21 protein-coding genes and 1 pseudogene are annotated in these 23,496 nt (G+C 39.9%); 4 read left to right on the forward strand and 18 right to left on the reverse strand.

Annotation, left to right across the window (positions count from 1 at the left end; genetic code table 11):
• Positions 1-38 precede the first annotated feature (38 nt).
• The 16 genes from HWQ44_RS18450 to HWQ44_RS18525 all read right to left on the reverse strand — a co-directional run bounded on the left by HWQ44_RS18450 (position 39) and on the right by HWQ44_RS18525 (position 19,424).
• On the reverse strand, positions 39-224 hold the full coding sequence (locus HWQ44_RS18450; protein ID WP_292721351.1) for a hypothetical protein: 186 nt from the start codon (positions 222-224) through the stop codon (positions 39-41).
• Positions 225-393: 169 nt separating this feature from the next.
• Complete coding sequence (locus HWQ44_RS18455) at positions 394-1,146, reverse strand: CPBP family intramembrane glutamic endopeptidase (RefSeq protein ID WP_292721354.1); 753 nt, start codon at positions 1,144-1,146, stop codon at positions 394-396.
• A gap of 83 nt (positions 1,147-1,229) precedes the next feature.
• Positions 1,230-2,666: a transglutaminase domain-containing protein gene (locus HWQ44_RS18460; protein WP_292721357.1), complete on the reverse strand. Its 1,437-nt coding sequence runs from the start codon at positions 2,664-2,666 to the stop codon at positions 1,230-1,232.
• A gap of 50 nt (positions 2,667-2,716) precedes the next feature.
• Positions 2,717-5,032, reverse strand: a complete 2,316-nt coding sequence (locus tag HWQ44_RS18465) for a DUF262 domain-containing protein (RefSeq protein WP_292721360.1) — start codon at positions 5,030-5,032, stop codon at positions 2,717-2,719.
• A 30-nt stretch (positions 5,033-5,062) separates the two neighbouring features.
• Positions 5,063-7,468 (reverse strand): exonuclease domain-containing protein, encoded by a 2,406-nt coding sequence (locus HWQ44_RS18470; protein ID WP_292721362.1) that lies wholly within the window; start codon positions 7,466-7,468, stop codon positions 5,063-5,065.
• Between the two features lie 376 nt (positions 7,469-7,844).
• The gene (locus HWQ44_RS18475; protein ID WP_292721365.1) at positions 7,845-8,492 is read right to left on the reverse strand and encodes a ribonuclease III domain-containing protein; all 648 of its coding nucleotides are present in this window, start codon (positions 8,490-8,492) and stop codon (positions 7,845-7,847) included.
• 100 nt (positions 8,493-8,592) lie between these two features.
• Positions 8,593-11,904: a helicase-related protein gene (locus tag HWQ44_RS18480; RefSeq protein ID WP_292721368.1), complete on the reverse strand. Its 3,312-nt coding sequence runs from the start codon at positions 11,902-11,904 to the stop codon at positions 8,593-8,595.
• A 2-nt stretch (positions 11,905-11,906) separates the two neighbouring features.
• The gene (locus tag HWQ44_RS18485; RefSeq protein WP_292721370.1) at positions 11,907-12,437 is read right to left on the reverse strand and encodes a hypothetical protein; all 531 of its coding nucleotides are present in this window, start codon (positions 12,435-12,437) and stop codon (positions 11,907-11,909) included.
• Between the two features lie 80 nt (positions 12,438-12,517).
• Positions 12,518-12,910, reverse strand: a complete 393-nt coding sequence (locus HWQ44_RS18490) for a hypothetical protein (RefSeq protein ID WP_292721373.1) — start codon at positions 12,908-12,910, stop codon at positions 12,518-12,520.
• A 23-nt stretch (positions 12,911-12,933) separates the two neighbouring features.
• A complete protein-coding gene (locus tag HWQ44_RS18495) occupies positions 12,934-13,749 on the reverse strand; it encodes a KilA-N domain-containing protein (protein ID WP_292721376.1) in 816 nt (271 codons plus the stop codon).
• A gap of 16 nt (positions 13,750-13,765) precedes the next feature.
• Positions 13,766-14,347 carry a hypothetical protein gene (locus HWQ44_RS18500; RefSeq protein ID WP_292721378.1) on the reverse strand — a complete coding sequence of 194 codons (582 nt, stop codon included), beginning with the start codon at positions 14,345-14,347 and terminating at the stop codon, positions 13,766-13,768.
• Between the two features lie 2 nt (positions 14,348-14,349).
• Complete coding sequence (locus HWQ44_RS18505; protein WP_292721381.1) at positions 14,350-17,676, reverse strand: TaqI-like C-terminal specificity domain-containing protein; 3,327 nt, start codon at positions 17,674-17,676, stop codon at positions 14,350-14,352.
• A 202-nt stretch (positions 17,677-17,878) separates the two neighbouring features.
• Positions 17,879-18,127: a helix-turn-helix transcriptional regulator gene (locus tag HWQ44_RS18510; RefSeq protein WP_069071804.1), complete on the reverse strand. Its 249-nt coding sequence runs from the start codon at positions 18,125-18,127 to the stop codon at positions 17,879-17,881.
• A gap of 144 nt (positions 18,128-18,271) precedes the next feature.
• Positions 18,272-18,769 (reverse strand): Cys-tRNA(Pro) deacylase, encoded by a 498-nt coding sequence (gene ybaK / locus HWQ44_RS18515; protein WP_292721387.1) that lies wholly within the window; start codon positions 18,767-18,769, stop codon positions 18,272-18,274.
• Between the two features lie 5 nt (positions 18,770-18,774).
• Positions 18,775-19,173 (reverse strand): type II toxin-antitoxin system VapC family toxin, encoded by a 399-nt coding sequence (locus HWQ44_RS18520; RefSeq protein WP_292721390.1) that lies wholly within the window; start codon positions 19,171-19,173, stop codon positions 18,775-18,777.
• Positions 19,170-19,424 carry a hypothetical protein gene (locus HWQ44_RS18525; RefSeq protein WP_292721393.1) on the reverse strand — a complete coding sequence of 85 codons (255 nt, stop codon included), beginning with the start codon at positions 19,422-19,424 and terminating at the stop codon, positions 19,170-19,172. The genes HWQ44_RS18520 and HWQ44_RS18525 overlap by 4 nt, the downstream gene beginning before the upstream one ends.
• 52 nt (positions 19,425-19,476) lie before the next feature.
• Here HWQ44_RS18525 and HWQ44_RS18530 point away from each other — a divergent pair, with 52 nt between their 5' ends.
• Positions 19,477-19,686: a hypothetical protein gene (locus HWQ44_RS18530; protein ID WP_292721396.1), complete on the forward strand. Its 210-nt coding sequence runs from the start codon at positions 19,477-19,479 to the stop codon at positions 19,684-19,686.
• A gap of 213 nt (positions 19,687-19,899) precedes the next feature.
• On the opposite strand, the gene HWQ44_RS18535 is transcribed toward HWQ44_RS18530, so the two are convergent.
• On the reverse strand, positions 19,900-20,919 hold the full coding sequence (locus tag HWQ44_RS18535) for a hypothetical protein (RefSeq protein ID WP_292721397.1): 1,020 nt from the start codon (positions 20,917-20,919) through the stop codon (positions 19,900-19,902).
• A gap of 179 nt (positions 20,920-21,098) precedes the next feature.
• Positions 21,099-21,278 carry a hypothetical protein gene (locus tag HWQ44_RS18540; protein WP_100903382.1) on the reverse strand — a complete coding sequence of 60 codons (180 nt, stop codon included), beginning with the start codon at positions 21,276-21,278 and terminating at the stop codon, positions 21,099-21,101.
• Between the two features lie 166 nt (positions 21,279-21,444).
• On the opposite strand from HWQ44_RS18540, the gene HWQ44_RS18545 reads away from it, so the two are divergent.
• From HWQ44_RS18545 to HWQ44_RS18555, 3 genes and pseudogenes are all read left to right on the forward strand, one after another.
• Entirely contained in the window at positions 21,445-22,257 is an 813-nt protein-coding gene (locus HWQ44_RS18545) for a hypothetical protein (protein ID WP_292721406.1), read from the forward strand.
• 122 nt (positions 22,258-22,379) lie between these two features.
• The gene (locus tag HWQ44_RS18550; RefSeq protein WP_292721408.1) at positions 22,380-22,739 is read left to right on the forward strand and encodes a hypothetical protein; all 360 of its coding nucleotides are present in this window, start codon (positions 22,380-22,382) and stop codon (positions 22,737-22,739) included.
• A pseudogene (locus HWQ44_RS18555) lies at positions 22,687-23,442 on the forward strand (IS1380 family transposase); the annotation flags it as partial. The gene HWQ44_RS18550 and the pseudogene HWQ44_RS18555, both read left to right, overlap by 53 nt.
• Positions 23,443-23,496 lie beyond the last annotated feature (54 nt).

Raw genomic sequence — 23,496 nt, forward strand, 5'->3', positions numbered from 1 at the left:
TTGTACGTATTTACTTATCTTTACATAGTTTGGTTTTTTCACCTCGTCTTACTTACCTCAAACGTATCATTATGGCTGAATGCCAGCACTTGTTCTTGGAAATGCTTCTCTAACTGAAATTTGGCGTTTTCAGTAGGTAAAGGTTTTTGAGCGCTTTTTACATCATCAACACAAAAGCGAATCTTTCCTACAGTTTGTTCCAAAATAGGTGCAAGTACTGTCATGAGTTAGTTCTGGTTATATTTTAGTTCTACTTAATATTTTGCAAATCTAGAAAAGAAATTATGCCATTTTTTAGAAAAATGTTATATAAATCAATACCTTTATTAAAAGTTGAGCGTTCCCATTCCCAATATTAGATCATTTCTATGTATAAAGAGAGTTTCTAATATTCTAATTGGAAACATATTTAGCTCTGCGTTCCTCCCTTCTTCGTTGCTTATAGTTATTAACCTGATATTTAAGCCACATGAACGGGTAAATATCTCCTGCTAAGTGAAAACCTATAGACCCAATAAGTCCTACATCTGAATAAAGCAATGTTACAGTAAAAATATAAAAAATAATATGCGTAATAATATGTAGTCTTCCTTGATAGATATGATTTCCAAGAGTTACAAATAAACCCAGAATAATTGTCAAGTAATAATTATTTATATATATGCCTAATTGATGTACTAGTACTCCCCGAAATATCAACTCTTCTGTCATTGGATTTAATATACATACAGCAATCAAAAATAAAATCCTCTGAAGCTTTTCCCGTGGTATGAGCCTTACAGAAACGAGATAAGCATCATCTTCTACAATTTGGCTGACTCTCAAAAGCTTTAAAATCTTATTTACAATTAGCACAAATGTACAATAGCAAATTAATCCAATTATTAAGGAAAATACTGGTAATGTTTCAAATTTTAAACCAACTGATGGTGCATCCCATCCTAGAATATAAGTTATGGAAAAAAAGGAAATTAACGAAATTTGATTCCATAATATCAAAAAGCCAAAACTAGATTTTGGTCTTTCTACTTTTTGTTGCTTTTTAATTAATTTTCTTTGAGCTATGCTGCTATACAAATACATCATACTTAAGAAAAGTACAAAGAATAGAACACAATTACTAAATGGAGGTAATTCAGTTTTCACGATTATCTTTTATTGGATTAAGGATGAAACTCAGTATTGCTAATATATTTTTTAGCTTAATTTTTAATGTTTAAAATTATTTCTCACGACTTGTTAAACTCTAATTGCCCTACATAATTAAATTCACCCTGACTTTCAGTAGAGGTAAATAACCGCATTTCATAGGAACCGGAGGCAGGAAGTTTACACGTAACTTGATCGCCTTGTACCGCGTGACCACAAGATTGGGAGTTGCCTCCACCTTTGGAGTTATAGCTGGCTAATAACCAAACATTCTTAGGATTTGCCAATACTAATTTTGCTTCATCACCTACATTCGTCTGCGATCGCACAGGGCTGACAAGTTGCAAGCCATCAGCAAAAAACTTTGGTTTCATCATCGGCTGGCGCAAAAACTCACCAAGCGGTAATGGATTTGATAACAGCTGCCAAGCAGGATCTTTTGGAAAATGGCTAATCACCATAACTTCTGGTGGCGGCATTAAGTATTCAGTACGGTAGTTTTTTGTAAAACCTGACGAGCGATCGACATAACCGCTATCCCAAGTAGCATCAATTAAGTACCATTGTCCTTTTACTCTTGCTGCATTCCACGCATGACCTTGACCGCTAAGGTCGCTGGTTTGAGTCCGTGCATCTCCTACGACATAAATGATTTCTTCTCCAGCCGCTTTACCCAATGCTTCTAATAATTTTGCATAGCCGGCACACACAGACTTACGGGTTCTAAATACAGTTTCGGCATCTTGTGGTGGATATTGCCCTGCAAAATAAGATTCAGCATCGTATGCAATTCGATCTGCAACGTAATCATGAAGAGCCTTAATTCGCTGTACCGGATCTGATTCCTTACTAACAATATACTGAGCAACTGATGCGATGCTTGTCTCTACACTGCTGGGCATATTGGCAACTGCGGGATGTATTCCCATACCTTGCCAGGCCCAACCATTGGTATTATTAGCAGGCTGTGGTTTGGCAGCATCTTGGTGTTTTAAATTTTCAAAAGGATCTCGATTAGTTTGGGGTTGTGGTTGGACTTTGCTACTGCCGTCATCGTAACGTTCAAAAGGATTGGTATTGAAGCTGAGATACATTCCTTCCAAACCATTTGCCAGCTTGAATAAATTCTGTCGAATTAACTGTGCAGGTTGTCCTTGTAAATTACCCAGCATCCAGTCGCCTCGCGTTGACAGAGCTACAAAACTCAAACGCGGTTGCCATACTAATAAAGCAGCGATCGCCACAAAGTTGATTACAAGGGTTCTGAGCGTCAAGCGATCGCCCCAAGTCAAAATGCGCTCTTTGCTCCGACTGCCCTTGCTTTGTGCCCGTAATTCCCAGAGCAGAGGTAAGATGGGAAAGAGAAACACCCCTGCTAGTACGGCTAAAGAAGTAGAACGGTTATTGTAAGCAGCTAGGGAAGATGCTAACCAAACACCTAGAACGGGTGTGAGGTAGATAATAGCGATCGCAGTCCACTTGATTAATCTACCGATAAGTTGGAAGACAATAGCCATATAGATTTACGTTCCAGAGAGTAACTAAATTAGAAAGATTTATACCTGGCTTATACCCAACTTAAATCTTCTAAAGCTTGACTAACCTGCTCCCGTAATTGCCACTGCCATTCTCGTTGACTAGTAATTTCAGGGTTTTCTAAGGTTTTCCAGTACCCAGAAGCTAACATTAGTGACCAGAACGGTTTACCACTATCGTCATGTTGACGTGGCGAATAATTTAAGTAATTTGCAATCAGTTCTGCAATTCTGGCGTATTGGAGATTTGCACCGCCAAAATGTTCATATCCAGCCGCCTCTGCTAACTCAGTTGCAGTGATAATTTGTCCAGGTGCATGATAGTGAGCTTTAAGCATACGTTTATGGCTATCCGTCAGTTGGCTGCTGATAGCTATAAAGGCTTGCTTGTAATCGTCTACTGCCGGAAAATCAACAGCTAAGACCTCTTGGATAACATAACTTTTGAATCTGTCTATGTCGGAAAAATAGAGATAACCAAGACGATTTGCAGCCTCTTCTATTTCTTGATCTGCATCAATTATCAGGGCAACTGGTTGACTTTTCCCGGATTGCAAACCATTGGGCCATGCTAAATCCAGTACTGTACTCACTGTTCCTGTAGAATCAGCAATTTCGTACATCCATTCACCAATCGGTAATCCCTGCTCCTGCACCCATACATTACATTCTTCCAAAACTCGTTCCTCAGCCAGTGGTACAACCGCAGTAGAGGTTTCCGCTTGTTCTTCTAAAATAGAATCTGTCGCTTTTAGTTCTGGAATATCCCCGGTGAGTAGGCTATTCAAAAATTTATTGGCAGCTTGAGCTAAAAGTTCACGGCGTGCGGTTAAGAAATCACGGTAGTTTTCAATTTGCCACAAACTACGTTCCATTGGTATCCAGTGCGTTACGATCGCACCCGGTTGGATTTGCTCGAATGCCTCGAAATACTCCGAAGGGTGTCGGTTTGAAACTTTGAGGTTGGTTTCTTGGGTTAGAAATGTCAGATTAGCGATCGCGTTAACTTCAGATTTGGGATATCCAGCTTTGGAAAGTAACGATTTCGGAAAAATATGATGGACTTGCAAATAGCAATGTTTACCGAGAAGATGTTTGGATAGTTCGATGCCACTATCCCAATCTTGTGCTTGATGCACACGAGTGAGCATATAAACTAATGGGTAAAATCTTGCTCCCATACCCCAACCTTGAAAGTCAATAGCTTTGATTTCCAAGTCTCCGCGATTTTGCCGTAGGTTGGCGATAAGTTGGTCTAGCGGATTATCTTCAGATTCCAATATGTGTAAATCTTGTGCTAGAACACTCTCAGTTGAGCCTGCGTACCGTCCCCACAATAAAGTATGTACATACCAGTAAAGTAACTTGTCGCGCTCTGTGTGATCTCTAAGATGTCCGCCACGCGCAACAAGGTAACGCACCATGACAGGAAAGGCGTAAATACCACCGAGTACCCGATTGTGGTCGAGTCCCAAACGCCCAGAAATGAGGTTGAGCAGGGTATCAATAGCTTTTTCTGCCTTGTATAGCCCGTCTTGAAATGTCGCAGTCTTAACATCTTTGAGTGCGGAAAACATTGCCTCTCCGGTAATAACTGCATTAATGCACCTCAGCAACCACTCCAAACGAAAGTCAAAACCTGCTTTATTCCATTTTGCCAGACGTGCTTTGAGTTCACTACGGGCATCCGGCCATTGAGCGCAAACTTTTGCTAGTGCCAAATCACCTTTGGATAGTTTAGTTCCCCCGCTATTAACAGTGTTAAAAATCTCTACAACAACATCAACTGTTTTGTCTTCACCAGTGACTTCTTCAATATGCAAATCGATATTTTTAATGCCTTCTAGTTTATTTAAAGCATTAATGTAAGTAGTCAAATTCAGACTAAGTTCTGGAATTTTGAGCAAATGCCCAATGAAAACTCCTACTCCTTGCTGCATCAATTCAGTCACATTTACCCATAAAGGGTTATCCTTCATTTTGACGGGAGCGTAAAATTCAAATATTTCATCTTCCAAGTTGAAATACAAACCAGTGAAAGCTTGCACATTGCCATCAAAAAACTGAGGTGGTTTACCCCGCACAATTCCATAGAAGGAGGTAATGCGCTGTTGCCCATCTAGCAGCAGTTTAACCGTGCCTGTGGAAAGCTTACCATCGCCACGAGCATGGTCAATTGCTTGTTCGGTTTTAGTTTGCCACACTAATAAACTACCAATGGGATGTCTGCGATATAGCGAATTCATCAATCCACGCACTTGGTCACGATTCCATACGTAACCACGTTGGAACTCTGGGAGTGCAATGCTGCCGAGATCGATTTGGTCAAGGATAGTTGTAATATTCATAATTTATTTTTTCTAGACAACTTATAATACTTATGCTGCTTTTGCAAAAGATTTACCCACTTCAAACATACTGAACAGCCAGTGATGCCATTCTTTATAAGTGATAAATACTTTCAAAACTGATTCCAAATCAACATCCAAATCCCTATTTTGAATGTCAATAATTGTCTGATAGGTCAAATCCAAAGCAATTCTATCGTCCTTGGCGAACGGCTTAAACTTTCCATTCAGGGAATTATTCAGTTGAGTTATTCTCTCTCTTCCTACTTTACCCTTGACTTCAGTTAATCGCTCATCTCGAAATAAACCAAAACGGTCATGAGGATGCAGGCTTACTAGCTCATTGAAATTAGTGATTCGGCTAGTAAAAGACGAAGTACTTGGGTCAACTTGCAGAAACCCCATTACATAATTTTTATTACCAGTCTCAACCACAAGATGTTCTGGTAAAACTCGCTTTCCCAAACGATATTGAGTTAGTCTAATTGGCTTTATATGGTTAAAAGCTTCAGCAATAGTTTTTAGTTTACCCATGTCATCATAATCAGAAATGATCGGAAGGTTACTATACTGCTGCTCAAGTTCAGCCTTCTTTCGAGTTAAATACTCAATAATGTTATCTGAGGTATGTAGTTGAAGCTTAGGAGGTTCAGGAAGAAACTGCTGACGCAATTTTGTTAAATCAACTGACGACCCTGGTTCCTGTATCGCTTGAACCAAATCTAGAAATGCTTCGGTTAGTTTTTGCTGTTGTTGCTGTACAATTCTTAGCTGTTGCTCTAGTTGTTCCTTACTATCAAGCTTATGCAGGTTTTCTTTGACAGATGCTAGAGGAATTTGACGAACCCTGTAGTTATAATAGTCTGCTGCTCGGTTTAATACCCCTCTAATTGGCTTTTGTCCAAGAATATCTTCCAAATCTTCAGAGCTAAATAATATTTCTAGAGGAATATCAAGCGCCTGAAGCTTTACCCGCAGAATCGCTTCAAGTTCTGTTTCATCTGGCTGATGTAGATAAATCTGGTACTGCGAGACTCGACCAATAATTGAGTTATCAAAGCTAGCTTGAAACTGTTCCCATCGATCGGGAAACATATTGAGAATAATTAAACTGTTAGGAACGTGAGTAAAAATTTCCTTGATAGCTTCCCCAAAATTCAGTAAGATTTCTCGGTTATGTGAAAGCCCCAATCCTTCTAGCTGATCGAAGACGATAATTAAGGGTTCATCCAAGATAGATAGTTTAGCCAAAACTGAAATTGCTTCCAAAGAAAAGGCTTCTTGGCTGAGGTCTTCTCCCCAATTTGGCAAACCAACTAATTCTGCCTCTTCTTTAGATAAGATGTTAGCAGCTAACCAACGGGTAGTAATATCTTTGCGTCGTGGGTCAGTATAACTACAATACTTAACAATTCCCTTGAGAATAGCAAGAGCAAAACCTCCAGAAGAATAATGACCCGCCCACCACTCGTTGATTCGTTTTTCAATGTGTTGCCAGTAATCTCGTCTGCGCCCAGTTCCTTCGGCTCCAAGCGCATCTAAATTTTTATCTTGTAGAGCTTTAATAATTTCTTGGTCTTTCTGAGATGTAACTCGGAAACCGAGAATTTTATAAAAGCTATTGATAATCAGGTAGTCCAATTGAGTAGCAGAACCAACCGACTGTACCAGGGACTCCAAAATGCGGCTGTAGATGTGATGCAGTACTGCTTTGGGATGGTTCGGTTGACGGATAAATAACAGTCGATTATTGGCTAGTCGCTCATTGGCTAGTCTCATCATTAAGTGGGTTTTACCAGTCCCCGGCTCTCCAATAACTACGACTCCTTTACTCTGACGATTGGAATCTAGTTTGATGTCAGCCAAAATTGACTCAAGAGTAAGATACTCTTGGCGGTAAGTAGCAAAATAATCAGGGTGAGTCTGAAACGGAGTATCAACCCGACTAGCACTAAATGGATTGGGCTTTTGTTTTAATTGCTCAATCATCATCTGACGATAAAGCTGGTAAGTAAACTGGGCATCATATCGAGCAGCATGAGCCATATCTCGAATAAAGTAGCGCTTATTTACCTGCAAATTAAAATGCTTACTCAGGTGTTCTAGGGAATGGCTTTCTAGCTCTGGCCAAACACTTTTTGCTTTTTCCCAAGTACACTCAAATTCTAGTTTGGGGCAAAAAAGACCAACTCGGCGAAAACTTGACTGAAGTATCTCAATATCATGCAAGGCATAGTGGCAGACTATTTTCTTCCCTTGGACAAGGGACAGAAACTCTGTAAGCAGAGTTTTGAGACTTTTAAGGTTAGGCAGATTCTTGTTGTGATTGGGATAATCACTAGAAAACCCTTCATAGATCAACCGTCCTTGACTATCCACTATCGCCAATTCACTTAATTCCGGTTTCCCCTCAGTGTCTAAAACTACAAAGTCCATATAACCCTGACTACGAGTAAGCTATAGCAAAATTAACACAGGTATTTTAAAATAGGTATAATTTGTATCACTTAAATAAGTAAGATCGGAAAATATCAGTAGATAACCTGACAAGTATCAATGTCTTTCAATGGTCGCAGTCAGTATTGATGCGATGAAAATTTTCCACAGCGATCGCATATATCCACGCTTTATCAAATCAGTACCCCATCACTAGGAACCATATCTTTGGCATAGCGTGTTGCCAGCTACGGCATCTGCTCAAAGTCGCGGATACGTGTCGATAATCCGGTAGTACTTGGGGCTGCTTTGGAATAGCCAATATACTGTTGTTTGTTGTTTGGTAGATTTCCTTGCTTGGTTTGGGTGGGGCGATCTAATCATCATCATCACCAGGGGCCCATCCATAGTCAGGAAAATTTTCTAAGCCAATCATGCCTAAGTAATCTCTGGTATCAAGACTCATATCCTCGAAATTCTCCTCATCGTCTTCTTCATCATTGAGAATTTCGTCTAAAGCATCTGCTAGAAAGCGCTTAATTAGCCAAGAGCTAACTTGAGAAAAATCACGCTTAAATCCTAAATAAACTGCACCAAGCACAGCCTCAAACATTTCTGCAAAAAGTCTCTCTTGCTCATTTAAAGGTTTTCCTTTTAGACTTTTTCCCAATAGGCAGAACTCTGGTAAATTTAACTTAATAGCAAATTCTGACAATTGGGCTTTATCTACAAGTGATTGTTTATCCTCAGTAAGTTCGCCTTGTGTAGATTCAGGAAATCTCTCATATAAATAGTCAGTAACAATAGCACCAAGAATTGCATCTCCTAAATGAGCTAGCCGTCTGTAAGCTTTCTCTTGGAAATCTTTTGTCTGCCTATCTACATTTGATTCATAGATAAATGATGGGTGTCTTAAAGCAATTTCTAGCGCTTCTTTTGCCTGAAATTCACTTATACCAATTCCTTTAATAAAAGCTTGAATTTGCTGTTGTCGTTGCTGTTTTTGGTTATACAATTGTGTCATATTCTAGCAAGAGTAATAGACTACTATCATGTTGGGTGCGTAAATCATAATTGATTCTTTAAATAGGGAGTGTAGCTTGCTGCCGTAGGCATCGCATCTTTCACTTTTCCTCGCTTGTATCTGCTTTAAACCACTCATAGCAAATCAATTTAATATCTTTTTGCTGGATAATTTCTGCTGGTCTTATGTCTTGGTCATCTGTAAGTTCCTCATATTGGTCAGTGTCTACAAAATATTCATCTAACTCAGAAATAAGTAAGCTGACATTTTTATGTTCTTTGAATAACTCCCAAATTGCTTTAACATCTCGCTCATAACTCCGAGAATTAACGGTAGTGATTACCTTTAACACCCGTTCTTTAGCTTCTTCATCAATTGGTTCACTTTGAAATAAGTCAGGCTGGGTGAGAGCATGATGAATACTTTGTAATAGCTTGGGTATTTGCGGTTTAATGCCTTTAGCCGTTTGCTGTTGTTGGAAAGAGTTAAACAGATTGCCTACGGCTCTTTCTAAAACAGAGAAAATGCGGTTATCAAATTCAATTGGTGGTAATTCATCAGGTTTAGGAAAGTCTGAGGATTGGCATTTAAGCCAATTAAAAATGGTGCGTTTGTCGCTAATTAATCTATTAGGGTCTAGGGAGATGGCATTATCAATGCGTGGGTAAAAATGCCAAAAGTGCTTATCTTGTACGCGAAAAGCAAAGAATATGCCCCCATTAGGAACGTTAGGGTGGGGTATGGGTTTATTCCAAGTACTATGAATCCCAAAGGGGATATCATCAATTAGTTCCTTACTAGCTTGTTGTAAAAATTCGAGTAACGGTAATCTCATCTCATCTAGGGATACCAAATCAGATGCTTGTTCTAGTTCCTCTAAAATGGCTTGTTTTTCTGCATCGGTGTCAGCCATCTTGAGTTTGTACAGTTCGTCTAATGATTTACCAGAAATAGTTTCACCTAGTACACTACCGTCTAGCCCTACCTCACGGTCAATGGTGGCAATGCGCTCTTGTAATCTTCTAACTAACCCTAATAGCGTCTCTAGTCCCTGTTCTGGAAAGCAATTGTATATAAACAGTTCATCATAATCTGTTCCCAGTCGGTCAATGCGTCCTGCCCTTTGAATCATGCGGACTGGATTCCAGTGCAAGTCATAGTTAACTAACACCCCAGCATCTTGCAGGTTTTGACCTTCTGATAGTACATCTGTACAAACAAGAATATCAATTGGGTTTTGTTGCAGTAGAGTTAATTCCTCATCACTATCACTTTGGACATTAGCTTTAGGTGCAAACCGCTTAACTTTCTCTTCCCGTTGTTTACCGGGGGTTGCACCAGTCAATAACTCAATCACAGGCGCTTTAGTATTAACCGTCATTTGAGATAACCAAGCTTTATCTGTAATTAATTGTTTATATAAATACTCAGCCGTATCTTTGAAGTAGCTAAATACTAAAATCTTTTTCCCTTGCAGTTGGGTTTTAAGCAGTTCTTTAAATGCTGCTAACTTGCGGTCATAGTCTGTGTTAGCTGTGGCTGAGGATTCAATTTTTTCTAAGGTGACAATAATGTTATTTAAAATTCTCAAATCAGCTTCAATCTGCTGTTTGAGTTGATTTAGGTCATAGTCTTTAGAGTCAACTTCATTTAGTGATGCAATAATGGCATTAACTGAGTTACCTTCTTCTTCATCTTCAGCAGCTACTACTAACTTGCGAAAGTTTTTACTATCTAACAGTTTTCCTTGTTGAGTGAGAATTTCATAAAAATTAGTCTGAAAGTCTCTCTGATTGCGAATACTATTTTTAAAAGCAAGTAGCGAACTTTCAAATCGTTTAAAATAAAGGGCTTTTTGGAGGGCAACTAGGGCATCATTACGCTTGACTTCATTTTCTTCCCCTTTATCCTTGCGCTTTTTAAAAGCCTTAATGTTATAAGCAGGGAGGTTAAGCTTGTCAATTTGAGTGGCTATCCCCGTATACAGCCCAGCAAAGCTATCCTCAAAATTATAGGTAAACTGTTCTAACTGGCGTTTAGGAAAGTGAATAAGTTTACCATTAATGCGAATTTCTTCACCTGCTTGTTGCCTTCTAATCACGTCCTGGCGGCTACGTCTCACCATTGTTTGCATGAGGAGTTCTGTAATTTCTACCCCACCTTTAGCTAAGGCTTTAAAATAAGTCTTGAGGTTAGAAATACCCCATTCTCGATAATAAGTTTCACCACCACGGGTAATTAGTAGTATTTGATGATAAAGGTCAAATATGCTGTTATTAATAGGGGTAGCGGTTAGTAACACCACCCGTTTATTGCGCTTACCACTGCTGACTAGCTTTAATAAATTGCGGTAGCGATTGGTGGCACTGTTGCGGAAATTATGGGATTCATCCACCACCACGATGTCATAACGGGCGTAATCTTGAACATTAAAGCTTTGACGGCTGATTTCTTCATGGGAAATTACATCAGCTTTAATGCCAAATTCATCTAGTTTTTTGTCCCACACTAATTTTTTAAGTTGAGCCGGACAAACCACCAAGGCACGAGGCACAAATCTCGGTTTCCTCAGTTTAATTAGGTAATAGTCCAGCAGCCGCAATCCAATAAAGGTTTTACCCAAACCCACAGCATCAGCAATAACACAGCCATCATGTCTTTCGATGAGCCTGACTGCTCTTTCAAATCCCTCTTGTTGAAAACTGGCTAGTTCTAATGAGGTGCGATCGCTCTCGCCAATGATGGTATCTTCCTTAAATAGTTCGTATAGTGCTTTGAGGAATATTTGGTAGGGGGTGTAAGCTTTACTGCCAAACTTAGAGGCATTGAGCGCATCAATTAGCTTGGTTTTGTAATCTAAATCAACACTAGGGTCATTCCAAAATCCTGCAAACCAGTTATGTCTGAGGTCGTGAGCGATCGCACCAATTTTGTTGACAACGTTTAATTCGGTATTTCCTTCTAAGCCGGCTGGGGTGAAGTTGGAAGACCCGACGATGCTGTAATTATTGAAGATATAGGCTTTAGCATGAAGAAACTGATTTTTATCTCCATGCGCTCCAAACAGTCTCACCTCAACGTCATGCCTTTGCAGATAGGCTATCATTCGCTCTATCTCATTCTGGTATTTAGAATTTAGCGGTTGGTTTTCTAACTCCTCTTGAATATTTTTCTTAAAGTAACGGATTAAGTCAATGCGATCGCTTTCTGCTGGTCGAATGGTGGGGTCACGTCCAATGAGTAACCGCAGGCTGGTGAGTTGGTTCATGGCAGCTTCTAGACGTACCCATGCCTCGATGCGGAAAAATCCGGTGGCGATGTCGAGGACAATTTGATTTTCATCCTCGATTAAGGTTTTGAGGATAGTTTGGAGTTTGTGGTGGGAGTTGTCGATATAATCTGGTAGGGGCATTGTTATTTGGAGAGATTTTCAACATCATTTACAAATGTGCCTAAAATGGAATGTTCATTTATCTGATTATTTTGATGTCCTAAATCCTTTCGCATTGCTAATAGCATTTGACCAAATAACAGGATAGGATTGTTTGGAGAATCTTGCATACTATTGTTTGCTACTTGTCGAAACCTAATATAAAGATTCAAAACATCATCAGATGCCCATAAAATTAGATCAGGTGTCATATCAGAGAAACCTTGAACTAATTCCTGTTCGGTTTTAGGCTCCCGTCCTAATTTACTAGCTAATATAGAATCAAAGAAAAATTTAATAACCTTATCGTATATTTCGATCTTCTTAGGTTTTTGTTCATTACGAATTTGAATATTTAAGTTACCTGCAACTGTAACTAGCGTACCTAACAAAGCAATCATAATCGTGATAAATTGCCAAGGAGCTTGACCGATTTCGTAGAATAGCCCCCAAATTGTCAATCCCAAAATAGCAATTGTAATAATGCCTAAACCAATATTAGTCTCATTTTTCATGAAGCTCTCCTCTGCTTGATAAATCTGACAAACTGATTTAATTTATTTATAATAAGTTTTAATCAAAATTTGCTAATTAACTATTGAGTTAAATATTCTTCTGCTTTTAATTTAGTTTTATCTCCCTCCAAGATTACTTGATCAATGTAGTCTTTTAACTCTATATAAGGCTGTCTCGCATTAATTTTATCTGATTGGATTGCTCTCCTTGTGCTTTGTCTAAGTTGACCAGCCCATTTACGTTTACCAAACAAATCTAGCCCTACTGAAATAATACTATCAGGAGTAGTCTGTGTAGCTTGTTGATTAATTTCTTTGATAGCTAGATTAACCTCCTTTTTAATAGCTTTTAATTGCTTTTGAATTAAGTTAAGGTTTTTAACCTGCAACTTAACTGATTTAGGATTATCAAGGGTTAAAGTCATTTGTTGCTTTAGCTGATAAATTCGCAATTGAGTTTGTTGTAAATTCATAGCTACTTACCTTTGTATATAAATTATTTGCTTCCTTTAAGTCTTCTATTAACTGGTTTAACTTCATGACCAATAGCTTCTGAAATTAACTTACATTCTTCGGGAGTAACGTATTGTCTAACATACTCAGGGAATTTTTCAGAGATATAAGTATCTTCTAACCATTTATGAAATACTCCTAGTAATTTGTAAGGGTAAATATTTGCAAGTTGTTCATCTCTGTTATCTGGATAACAATGAATATATTGCTCAAAGTCAGTTTCATACCCATTCTTTTTTAGCCAATGACACCATGTTCTACCTACTGAAATATCAACAGTAGCTCTATCGTGTAAAGGCGCTCCTTTAGCTTCTAATTTCCTCATTAATTTCCCGATTTCCTCAAAAACGCACCATGTACCTTTCGGTAATTGTGTTTTTTGTTCAAACAGCATTAAACGTTGATACCAAACACGCTGATAAGGGTGTAAACTTGGAGCTTCTGAAGTAGTAGGACTTTGACCTGTGAAAAGCCATTTTTCTACCCATTCAGATACCATCATTTCAAATTCAGGGGAAAGCCACATGGCAAACGAAACAGCAAGTTTAGGATGAATCCAAATTTCCTTATTTTTACCTTCTCCCTTTTTTTGTACTAATTCGTAAACCTCAATTCCTGTCTTATTACATAACAAATTTAAAAATTCATGAGTTCTATCTTTTTCAAACCAATCATTTGGATTTCTCTTTTTGCGAGTTTGTAGCTCATACGCTTTCGTTAATTTAGTTGCACTAATATAACCATCTGATTTTCGCTGACTAACAACTAATTCACCAACTTGATGTTCAATATATTGCATAAATAACTATACTTATTTAATAATCATTTTCTGAATCATTAGATATAAAATCTTCTGGCAGCATTGCACTGTAAGATTTTTTGTATTCTTGCTTATAGTTCTGATACTCAACAACTATATTTGCTATTCCTTTTTCTGCTGGCTTAGGGTCGTAACTACTCAATACTCGATCAGCTAACATTCGGTAAATTAAACTATTCAAAGTCTCTTGTAAATTTTGACATTGAGTTTGTAATTGATAAGTATCTTCGTTATTTAAATTGCCTTGTGCCTCAGTGTTTCCTGAGTCAAGCTTTTCTGATAAAGCAGTAATTTCATGCCGAATAGCTTCATAATTGCTGTGACAAGATATTGCTAATGTGGTTAGACATTGAATATCATTTAATATTTGCTGATATGTTTCATGATCATTTCTATTAACTCGCTGGTGTAGCTGTTCCTCAAATTCAGAACGTCTAATTAAATTAAGCAGAATTGCTAAAACCATTGGTACGGTAGCATAGATTATTTTTTCACTAGTAATCGCAATGATAGAACCAGCTAGAACAGTAAAAATTGATATATATTCTGCAATTTCGAGGAGTCGATGTTTATTCATATTTACTCCCCCCTAATAATCTTCATTTCTTCAGCCGTCAGCCTATACAGATGAGCAACTCTATCATCAATTTCTGCTTCCCAATCTTCCACACCCTGAGTTTTAGCATCAAGTATTTTTTTAGCAAGTGAAACTATAATTTCGCCTTCATCTTTGGAAATGTTGGGGATGGGAATTTGAAAAAGATTGTCTCTGAAAGCCTGTAAATATCCATTTTGTAAATCAGTACAAATTTGAGAAATAAACCACCAAGAGCTAGAAGAATTTAAAACAGCAACTACAAACTCATCTATACCAGAAATCATGTAAAGAGCATCATTATGAAAAAAGCCTTGTTTGTCAAAAGCAAAGGTAGCTTTGTTCATAAATCGGCCAAGGATAATTTTCGGTTGTTCAAACTCTTGCCAATATTTACAAGAGCGTAATTCCCAAAAATATTTACCTTGATCATCTCTGTTGATTAACCTTTCTCTAAAATAATTTAGAAAAGCATAAATAGCAGGATATGTTTTAGCAAATATCTTCTCTGCTTCCTTTTCTGGCTTATCACTCCAAGGATGCTTTTTATTTTCTGATGACTCAATTTTAATTAAATACTGTTCTGCAAAATCTACACACCACCGCTTTACATCCCTCCCCCTTAAAAAAGGTTTCAGCACCTCAGCCGATGATTTATGTTCAGCAATCAACCTATCCCGTGTCGCTCTATCAACAACAAACGCCTCATTTAAACCTGTCTTAATACCGTAGTAAAACCTGCCATTCACGTACTCACCTAACGGCGTACCAGATCCTCTCAACTTATCCAACAACCGCAACACAGCAGGAGACTCTAAACGCCACCCATCAGCCCCCAATTCTTTCTGAGGCATATAAAAACTTTGGTTTTTATACACCGCATCAAACTCATCAACAGACTTCCCAACTTCCCAATTCAGCACACGAGCTTGATGATTATTTGGCTTACTCTTGCTGACTAAAATAATGCTAGGGTAAGCGATCGCTTCAAATACTGGTGCATCGCCAAAATCAATCAACACTTGGACTTGTGACTTTTCCCCCAAGAATTGACGCAGTTTTTCACCATACCCTGCACGGAAGTATTTGTTAGACGTGATGTAAGACAAATGACCACCAGACTTGAGCAGCCTAAACCCACGCTCATAGAAGTAAACAAAGAGATCACATACCCCGGTGTAACATTCATATTCTGCTTGAAGGGCTGGTTTGAGTTCTTTAATCTGTTCTTGTCTCACATAAGGCGGATTACCAATTACAATATCAAACCCGCCCTGCTGCTGAAATACCTCATTAAAGTGCAGATGCCACTGGAAGAAATTAAGCGATCGCATCCCCTTTTCCACTTCAGTAGCAAACTTATCCAACTCAGCCAACTTATCAGCAATCTGTTGACGTTCCTTTTCCTGAGCCTTGCTGACTTTGCCCTTCATCAACTTAATTTTGTTTTCTAATTCCCTCTGCTTCCCTAACCCAAAGGAATGACGGTCAGCGATCGCAACTCGAAACACGTTCTTCTCAGCCTCTAAAATTCTCTCTCTGAGTACTTTGCGTTCCTCAGCATGAGCCTCGAAGTACTGGTATTGCAAGTCTATTAAAGGTTGAATAGCTGATTGTACAGGGGTGACATTCAGCATTGTCTGCTGATCTTTGGTGGGGTCAGGAATTAACTGCTCACCTTGAATAGTAGAAATTAACGAATCACCACACATCAGCTTGTAATCAAGGTTGGGCAGTGGTTCCACATCATCAATATCAGGAATATCCACCACCAGCGATAACCACATCCGCAGCTTGGCAATTTCAACAGCTTCAGGCTTAATGTCTACCCCATAGAGATTATTAGCAATAATGTCCCGCTTCCATTGACTGATAGTGAGACTACCCCGCTCTACAGTCATACCTTCCCGGTGAGCGATCGCTTGCTTGACTGACAAAATTACTTGCATCATCCCCATTGGGAAAGCGCCAGAACCCACAGCAGGGTCACAGATTTTGACAGATAAGAGAGCTTTTTTAAGCTTTTTCGCCTGTTCTTTAGTTAGGAGTTGGTTAATATCCTGGTCAGGTAGTTCAGGGTCATATTCTGTAAGTTTCTTGACTGCTTCCAAGTCGATATCTGTCTGGTTTGCCAAGTAACGGCTCAAAGATTCCACACACATGAACTGGACAATACCTCTAGGCGTATAGAAAGTACCACTTTGCCCCCGTTCTTCAGATGCCAACATATTCTCGAATACTTTACCAAGCATCTCAGGGTCAACTGCTGCATCTTCATCACCCTGAATATTTTCTGAGACGGTGAAGTTATAGCTGTTAAAAAACCTGAGAATACCTTTGTTGCCACTGGGGTCAAAAAGTGAGTTAGGCAATTCAATTTGAGGGGGTGTTTCCACGCCAGCCGCATCGATAACGCCTGAGCCATAATCCCGGTCAAACAGTCCACCATTGAGATAAGGAATTTTACCCCAAGGGGAATCCATATTTGGGCGCTGTTTGTTAAGCATTTCAAAAAACAACGGCTCTAGCACCTGATTATAGAAATCGGTATCTTCTAGGTCTGAGCGTAGTTTGTTGTACTGAGTCTTTAGAAAATTGCGATCGCCTGCCAAAAACTCCTTTTTTTGTAAAAAGTAAAGAAACATGATTCGCCCCAGAAGTCTTTGAGAGAACTGATGCAGCCGCCTGGAGTCATTAAAGTAGGAATGCTGATTGTTAGCTTTAATAACTCGTTGCAGTTCCTCAAAGATTTCTCGATAACCCCGATAGAACTCCTTAGTCAGCTTTTCTACATCAAAAGCTTCACACTGCACCTTATACAGTTCTTGGGGAGAAAGGTTTCGAGCAGCGATCGCATCTAGGCGGTCACGGTCGTAGTTTGTGGGATTAGCCCTGTCAATCAATAACTTGCGGATGCTAACTTTTAAATTCAAGTCAGCATCAAAGGTTTTACGGGGATTGACCAACATCAATTGGTCATAGTTTTTTGTACCCAACAGGAGAAAATTAGAGGGTCGTCTACAAAGACTTTGAGCCAGCGATCGCATTCTGTTACTGGCGGTACTATTCGAGAGCCATTCGTTTTCTTGAAGCTGAAACAGCAAAACTTGCAGCGACTCATTACCATACTGATGATCAGCAATCATGTATGCGTTCCAAATAGCTTCTGCACTCCGAGTAGGTAGCTCTAAGTCATCAACAGCTAATTGTTGAGCAGAAGCATTGTAGCCAATTTTTTGAAATAAAGATGCTACGTTTTGTGGGCTATCTATATGCCTGACATCATCAAGTTGTAGTAATCGCTGCGCCATTTCAATGTTCCATTAACTCAAAACTTGTTTATTTAAAACTCTTGTGGTGTATCGACTTTAATTAATCTTGGATTGGCAAATTGAATCTGCAAATTCCCTATGAAAATTGCAGTATCAAACAAAGCATTGCAAGTATCGCCATATCAAAATTAAGCAAGCAATACTACTCACCTAAACAAATCTGCTTACTTGTTACTCAGAACTAATTTGATTGATATTTCGCTAACAGTTTCTGCCCTTGTTCACCCATCTCTTGTAGAAGTTTTTCAATCCTCTGCATAGCCATCGGTGATAATTTAGAGCGTTTATTTTCCCAACGATTAACTGTGGAATAAGTAACACCTAAATGTGTTGCAAACTGTTCTTGGGTTAAACCCGTTACAGTGCGAAGTTCATGGATAAGCTGTCCCAGTTTTGGTTGTTCTATTACCAAAGGCTTTTTGATCGTCATTAGCTCAAAACCCACTACTTGAGTAGCAAATAATGTGTGATTTGCTATATCGTAGTTAGCCTATTACTGGGTTGTAACCCGCTAATATACTGTTATTTGTTTACTGTAGCTTTAATATCTCTATGTAATAAACGCAACTTGTACTTAAGTATGCTTGGTGAGAACTGGTTTAATGTACAATTGAATTGCCCCTAAAGTGCAACTGACGGCACGTAAATAATCATCTGGGGATAGCAGAAGCAGCATTCCTCGCATTCCACCAGAAACAGTGATCTGCTCAAATAGGGTTGCTGTTTCATCAAGGTAAACTGGATAGTCTTTTTTGCTAGCTAAAGCTGTCACACCTCCACGGATGTATCCTGTTAGTGGCTGAACTTCTTTGAGAGCAACTGTCTCAACTTTGCGGTTTCCTGAAATCCGCGCCAAGGCTTTCAAGTCTAACTGAGCATTTCCAGGTATAACAGCAAAGCAGATACCTGTTGTGTCACCTCTGACTACTAGAGTCTTAAAAACTTGCTCTGGCGGAAGACCCACTTTCTGGGCTGTACTCTCAGCAGCTAAATCATCAGGATCTACTTCATAGCTGAGGATTTGATAGGGAATACCTAGTTTATCCAGTAGTCGAGCAGCATTGGTTTTCATTGTTCTTACTCCCAATCTTCAATCACCAATCCACTGACGCGACTGAATTCTCTGGTGTTGTGCGTGACTAGCGTTAAGCTATGTGTCAAAGCGATCGCAGCTATTTGAAAATCATTGGGGCCTATTGGAGTACCGTTTGCTGCTAATTCTGCACGAATTCTCCCGTAAACCAGTGCTGTAGAATCATCAAATGGTAAAGAAACAAATAAGTGAAGAAACTCTTGCTGTCTAGCTAATGTTCTTTGGGGATTATTGCTTCTCATTGCACCATAAAATAGTTCTGCTTTGACGACCGAACACACAGCAATATCTTTTACATTTGTTGACTGTAAGCGTTCTCGAATCAAGAGTGACCTACCGTTGAGATAACGAGCGCAAACATTGGTATCTAATAAGTACCTCACACAACTTCTTCCCTTGTCTCAAAATCACCTTCATAGTCAAGAACAATTGGATCGTCTTGACAACTACCGTAAGTCTGCTCAAAAAAGCCGGGTGGCCATCCCAGTTCTTCTGGTGTTTTTGTAGGTGTTGATGGTTCTATTTGTTGATAAATCACCATGACTTCCATTTCTTTGTCTGTGATGCCAACGGGAATCTCAAGGTGCAAAATGCCGTCAGCCCCAACATGGGAACATAACTTAATACTTTGCATTACTGCTTTCTCCTATTCTTTGGTTTATCGAGAATTGTGTAGTACCTCATCTATGATGCCGTATTCTTTCTCAATCACACTCAACAGCTTCTCCTCCACCACAGTCAAATACGGTCGCTTCAGTTCCCCCAAGTGCTTCAGCACAGCACGAGCAGCCTCTTCTAAGTTCTCGTTTTCCCGTAACCTACTGATGCGATCGCTCTTAGAGAAATACCAGTTATCTACATCTTCTGAGATTCTATTGAGTTTTGTTCATTTCTAGCCAGTTGTAGAGCCTTAACTGAACTCTGTTGAGCGCTGTATGAATCATGTAGAGGGGTTCTACAGCAATCAACTAAACAACTGGCATAGCTGGATGTCAAGAAGCGGGAAGTTTTATCTTTTCCCTCGTACAACTTCTTCACTGTCCCGTTGTGTTGCTAACTCCATTGAAACTGCAACCTAAAGACATTGGATGCCAATTTGCCAAAATTGTTTAGGGTGTTATCTTTGCTCCGTATTCAGACTCTAGTACATTCAACAACTTCTCTTCCACAGCCGTTAGATAAGGTCGATTCACCTGCCCCAACAACTGCAACAGACTTTTGACTGTCTCCTCTAGCGAATCGGAATACACTCGACTGATGCGATCGCAAATCACCTGCATCTGCTCACACTCGGCAGGCAGGTAATTGTAAGACTTCAGGTGCTGCGAAGCAACGGTGTATTCCCCATCCCAGAGTTTTACAGTACAGCTGAATTCGCCCACATGGTTAACGATACCCCAACAGCCACCTTTGCCTCTCAGTTCGGGATTTTCCTTAGCAAGAATTTGGCAGACTTCACCTAACTGGTAGGTGTTGGGTATTCTGGTACGTTCCATAATTTTCTGCACCACATCAGTGACGATCCTGGCACTGGGAACTTTACCGCCAGCCTCCTGTACTGCCCGTTGCCAAACTTTAACCTGCTGCTGGGGTTCTAGCTTTGCCAAAGGGCGCACTTGTCCTTCATTATTTGGCAGGATTCGTGAGGAGTTAGGTCGATTTTTGTCTACTTCCTCGTTTTGGGAACAATTTGTTCCCGTTTCATCTGCTTCCCCATTTTGGGAACAATTTGTTCCCGTTTCATCCACTTCCTCATTTTGGGAACAATTTGTTCCCGTCACTATGTTGTCAAATACTACAGAAGCAGCTATTAGATAATTGACTCGGCGATGGGTGTATCCAAATCTATCACGACAATACTCCTCAAATGTGCGATGAGTGGATCTGTATAACCTGCGATCGCGCAACTGAGCCAATGCCTTGCCTGCCTCAAAAAATGCACGTTCCACCTTGCGTTCTAAATGCAAGCGATCGCTAATTTCCTGCTCGGTTAATTCTGAAACTTCGACGGCAGTGACGGTAATTGTTGCTGTAGCTGGGTCTTCTTCTTGAGCAAGATTATCTGGTGATGTGCTGTCAGTGAATGAAGAGAAGGTGGATTTTTTGGGCTTTGAGGATGGTTTAGCCATGATTTCACCCTTATTAAGGGTATTTGCTCAGACTGGCTTACAAAATTATGGCTGTAGTCAGGGCTACAAACGCTTAAGAGCGGCTAATTTCAGCTTCTACCGCCAGAACCTCAACTGAACCCCTAAGCGAGCGCTTCTGTAGAGTCACTGAAAATAGCGCGGAAGTTAATGGCTTGAGGTCAAGCATCCTTTAACTCTCCATTATTCCTGGCACGCTCCAACTCTTCTTCGCAAAGGACTTCTATTAAATTTGACAGAGAACGCTTCCTAATCTTAGCTAGCCGTTCTAAGTCAGACTTTAATGCTTCGTCCAAATAAAGCGATATTCGCTTTTTGGCTGTAACCACCGACAACACCATAGCACTACTCCAAAACTATACTTCCTCCATTGTAGCACGAGGGTAACGCTACTTTGAAGCAAAAAGATGTTGCAGTAGCGTTAAAGTAGTGCTACCATGTGAATAAAGAAAGCGCTCCCGACCGCGAATCTGAAGCGCTCTCCGTCCCGTTAGGAACTGATTTATTATGACTCACGTTATTTACACAGCACAACAGCTACAACTGAAATCCATTGCCCGACTCAAGCAAATCTACAGCGAAATCGCCTGCACAGTCGAAGTAAGCGACAAACGCTGTAAGGATGCCTGGATTTCCGCCATTATTAACTATCAGGCAAGCAAGATTCAGAAACTCGCCCCTGCTGCCCCCAACGAACAAGCCCTCGCTCAAGCCGAACTCGACAGCTACATCGCTGACCAAGCCCAAGCCATAGCCCCCGAACCCCTCACAATAGTCGAAATCTCATTTTCTGATTACGAATATTACGCTGGTAATCAACTGGTGGCCAGCATCAGCCATGACGACAGCCATTTAACCCAACCCTGGCTAGTAATGGTCAACGATAAAGAAGTATTTCGTGCCAACACTCTAATGCGTTGCGATCGCTTCATCTGCACTCACTACAAAGACGGTTCATTACCTGTGCAGGAACAAGAAGCAACACCCTGCACTACTGAAAACCAAATCATGGCGCATATCTTCAACGAGTGCGAGAAGTACGGGTTTGAAATTCTCGATGATGGCATTTACAACAACAAGGGTGTGAAACTGGGGCAAGTCGGATGCACTAACAGCAACTGGTGGGTGAAGAGGCGTTATTCAGTCCAGCAGCAGTATTCTAACTCGGTGCTTGATGCTGTGCGATCGCTGTCGATGGTGGACGTGTCTACTGATGGTAAATCCATTTTTGAGGAATATTTTTTAGACCAACCCTTAGAACAGCTAACTGGCGATAAATTGCAACGGCTGCTGGAGAGAGCGGAGTTAGTAACAGCGTAATCTTGGGCTTCGCCTGGGAAAAGGTTTTTGGGATTGGGGAAAAGGTAAATTTCTTCATTCCTTTCCCCCTTTCCCCTTCCCCTTTTCCCTAAAACACATTCCCTTCATTCACCTATTCATCTATGCAACCCACAATCTCGATCCCACAACACTGGCCCTACCCTCGCTTTAACTTGGAACAGCGTACACAACAGGGCATCATCCTGGGACTTTATTACTATCCTTTGGGCACAGAGTTGGCTGAACAATTTGATGATGGTTGGCGCTATGTGCTGATGCCTAACAAAAATTCTGATGAAATATCGTACTTGAAAGAGGATCAAATCCAACCGCTCACACCAGAACCCGGATTTCTCACAAACAGACAAAAAAAGGGGGTCAAAAACTGCGAAAATGTATATGTGACAAGCATTTCAGCAGCTATGAAGCATGACCCCAACATTAACAGATCGTACACCAAAACAATTCAAATTCTCCGTTGAAAAATCACGCCCGGTTGTAGTTAATTTCCAGGGTGGGACGGTAACATCAGACGCAGGATTAAGCTTAATTACTGAAATAGACAGAAAACTAGAAATCACATCGAAGTTTGCACAATGTTTCCAAGATTACCGAAAGCCCAATCGAATTAACCATTCAATAAAAGACTTAATTACACAACGAATATACGGGCTAATCATGGGATACGAAGACTTAAATGACCATGAAGAATTACGTCATGACCCGATGTTTGCTCTAGCATTAGGGAAAAAAATAGGGCTAGAACAGCAGCCAGCAATTTTAGCAGGAAAGAGTACATTAAATCGGCTGGAACATTGTCCTGAAGATGTGGAACAAGGAGCAGACAGCCGTTACCATAAAATCGGACATTCTCCAGAGCAAATTGAAGGCTTATTTGTCAAATTATTTTTAGAATCTTACTCGAAAGAGCCACGACAAATTATTTTAGACTTAGATGTAACTGATGATTTAGTGCATGGTTCACAAGAGCAAGTTTTCTTCAATACATATTACGGAGGATACTGCTATGCTCCACTTTATATTTTCTGTGGAAAACATCTATTAGCAGCCAAACTTCGCCCTTCAAATGTAGACCCAGCATTTGGGGCATTATCAGAACTACAGAGAGTGATTAAACAAATACGTCAACAATGGAAGAATGTTGAGATTTTAGTACGTGGAGATAAGTAGGTGGGCGGAAAAATTTACAGCTATGTAACGAAAAGTTAAGTAGTAGAA

Origin of the sequence: Nostoc sp. JL34, from assembly GCF_017114945.1 — a bacterium.
Classification (GTDB): Bacteria; Cyanobacteriota; Cyanobacteriia; order Cyanobacteriales; family Nostocaceae; genus Nostoc.

Coding starts and splice junctions, on each gene's coding strand:
- HWQ44_RS18475 (WP_292721365.1), bottom strand. CDS start 8,492: ATGACACAATTGTATAACCAAAAACAGCAACGACAACAGCAAATTCAA.
- ybaK (WP_292721387.1), bottom strand. CDS start 18,769: ATGAAAACCAATGCTGCTCGACTACTGGATAAACTAGGTATTCCCTAT.
- HWQ44_RS18500 (WP_292721378.1), bottom strand. CDS start 14,347: ATGAATAAACATCGACTCCTCGAAATTGCAGAATATATATCAATTTTT.
- HWQ44_RS18480 (WP_292721368.1), bottom strand. CDS start 11,904: ATGCCCCTACCAGATTATATCGACAACTCCCACCACAAACTCCAAACT.
- HWQ44_RS18465 (WP_292721360.1), bottom strand. CDS start 5,032: ATGAATATTACAACTATCCTTGACCAAATCGATCTCGGCAGCATTGCA.
- HWQ44_RS18535 (WP_292721397.1), bottom strand. CDS start 20,919: ATGGCTAAACCATCCTCAAAGCCCAAAAAATCCACCTTCTCTTCATTC.
- HWQ44_RS18450 (WP_292721351.1), bottom strand. CDS start 224: ATGACAGTACTTGCACCTATTTTGGAACAAACTGTAGGAAAGATTCGC.
- HWQ44_RS18545 (WP_292721406.1), top strand. CDS start 21,445: ATGACTCACGTTATTTACACAGCACAACAGCTACAACTGAAATCCATT.
- HWQ44_RS18505 (WP_292721381.1), bottom strand. CDS start 17,676: ATGGCGCAGCGATTACTACAACTTGATGATGTCAGGCATATAGATAGC.
- HWQ44_RS18550 (WP_292721408.1), top strand. CDS start 22,380: ATGCAACCCACAATCTCGATCCCACAACACTGGCCCTACCCTCGCTTT.
- HWQ44_RS18460 (WP_292721357.1), bottom strand. CDS start 2,666: ATGGCTATTGTCTTCCAACTTATCGGTAGATTAATCAAGTGGACTGCG.
- HWQ44_RS18540 (WP_100903382.1), bottom strand. CDS start 21,278: ATGGTGTTGTCGGTGGTTACAGCCAAAAAGCGAATATCGCTTTATTTG.
- HWQ44_RS18470 (WP_292721362.1), bottom strand. CDS start 7,468: ATGGACTTTGTAGTTTTAGACACTGAGGGGAAACCGGAATTAAGTGAA.
- HWQ44_RS18495 (WP_292721376.1), bottom strand. CDS start 13,749: ATGCAATATATTGAACATCAAGTTGGTGAATTAGTTGTTAGTCAGCGA.
- HWQ44_RS18530 (WP_292721396.1), top strand. CDS start 19,477: ATGATGCCGTATTCTTTCTCAATCACACTCAACAGCTTCTCCTCCACC.
- HWQ44_RS18525 (WP_292721393.1), bottom strand. CDS start 19,424: ATGCAAAGTATTAAGTTATGTTCCCATGTTGGGGCTGACGGCATTTTG.
- HWQ44_RS18510 (WP_069071804.1), bottom strand. CDS start 18,127: ATGACGATCAAAAAGCCTTTGGTAATAGAACAACCAAAACTGGGACAG.
- HWQ44_RS18485 (WP_292721370.1), bottom strand. CDS start 12,437: ATGAAAAATGAGACTAATATTGGTTTAGGCATTATTACAATTGCTATT.
- HWQ44_RS18490 (WP_292721373.1), bottom strand. CDS start 12,910: ATGAATTTACAACAAACTCAATTGCGAATTTATCAGCTAAAGCAACAA.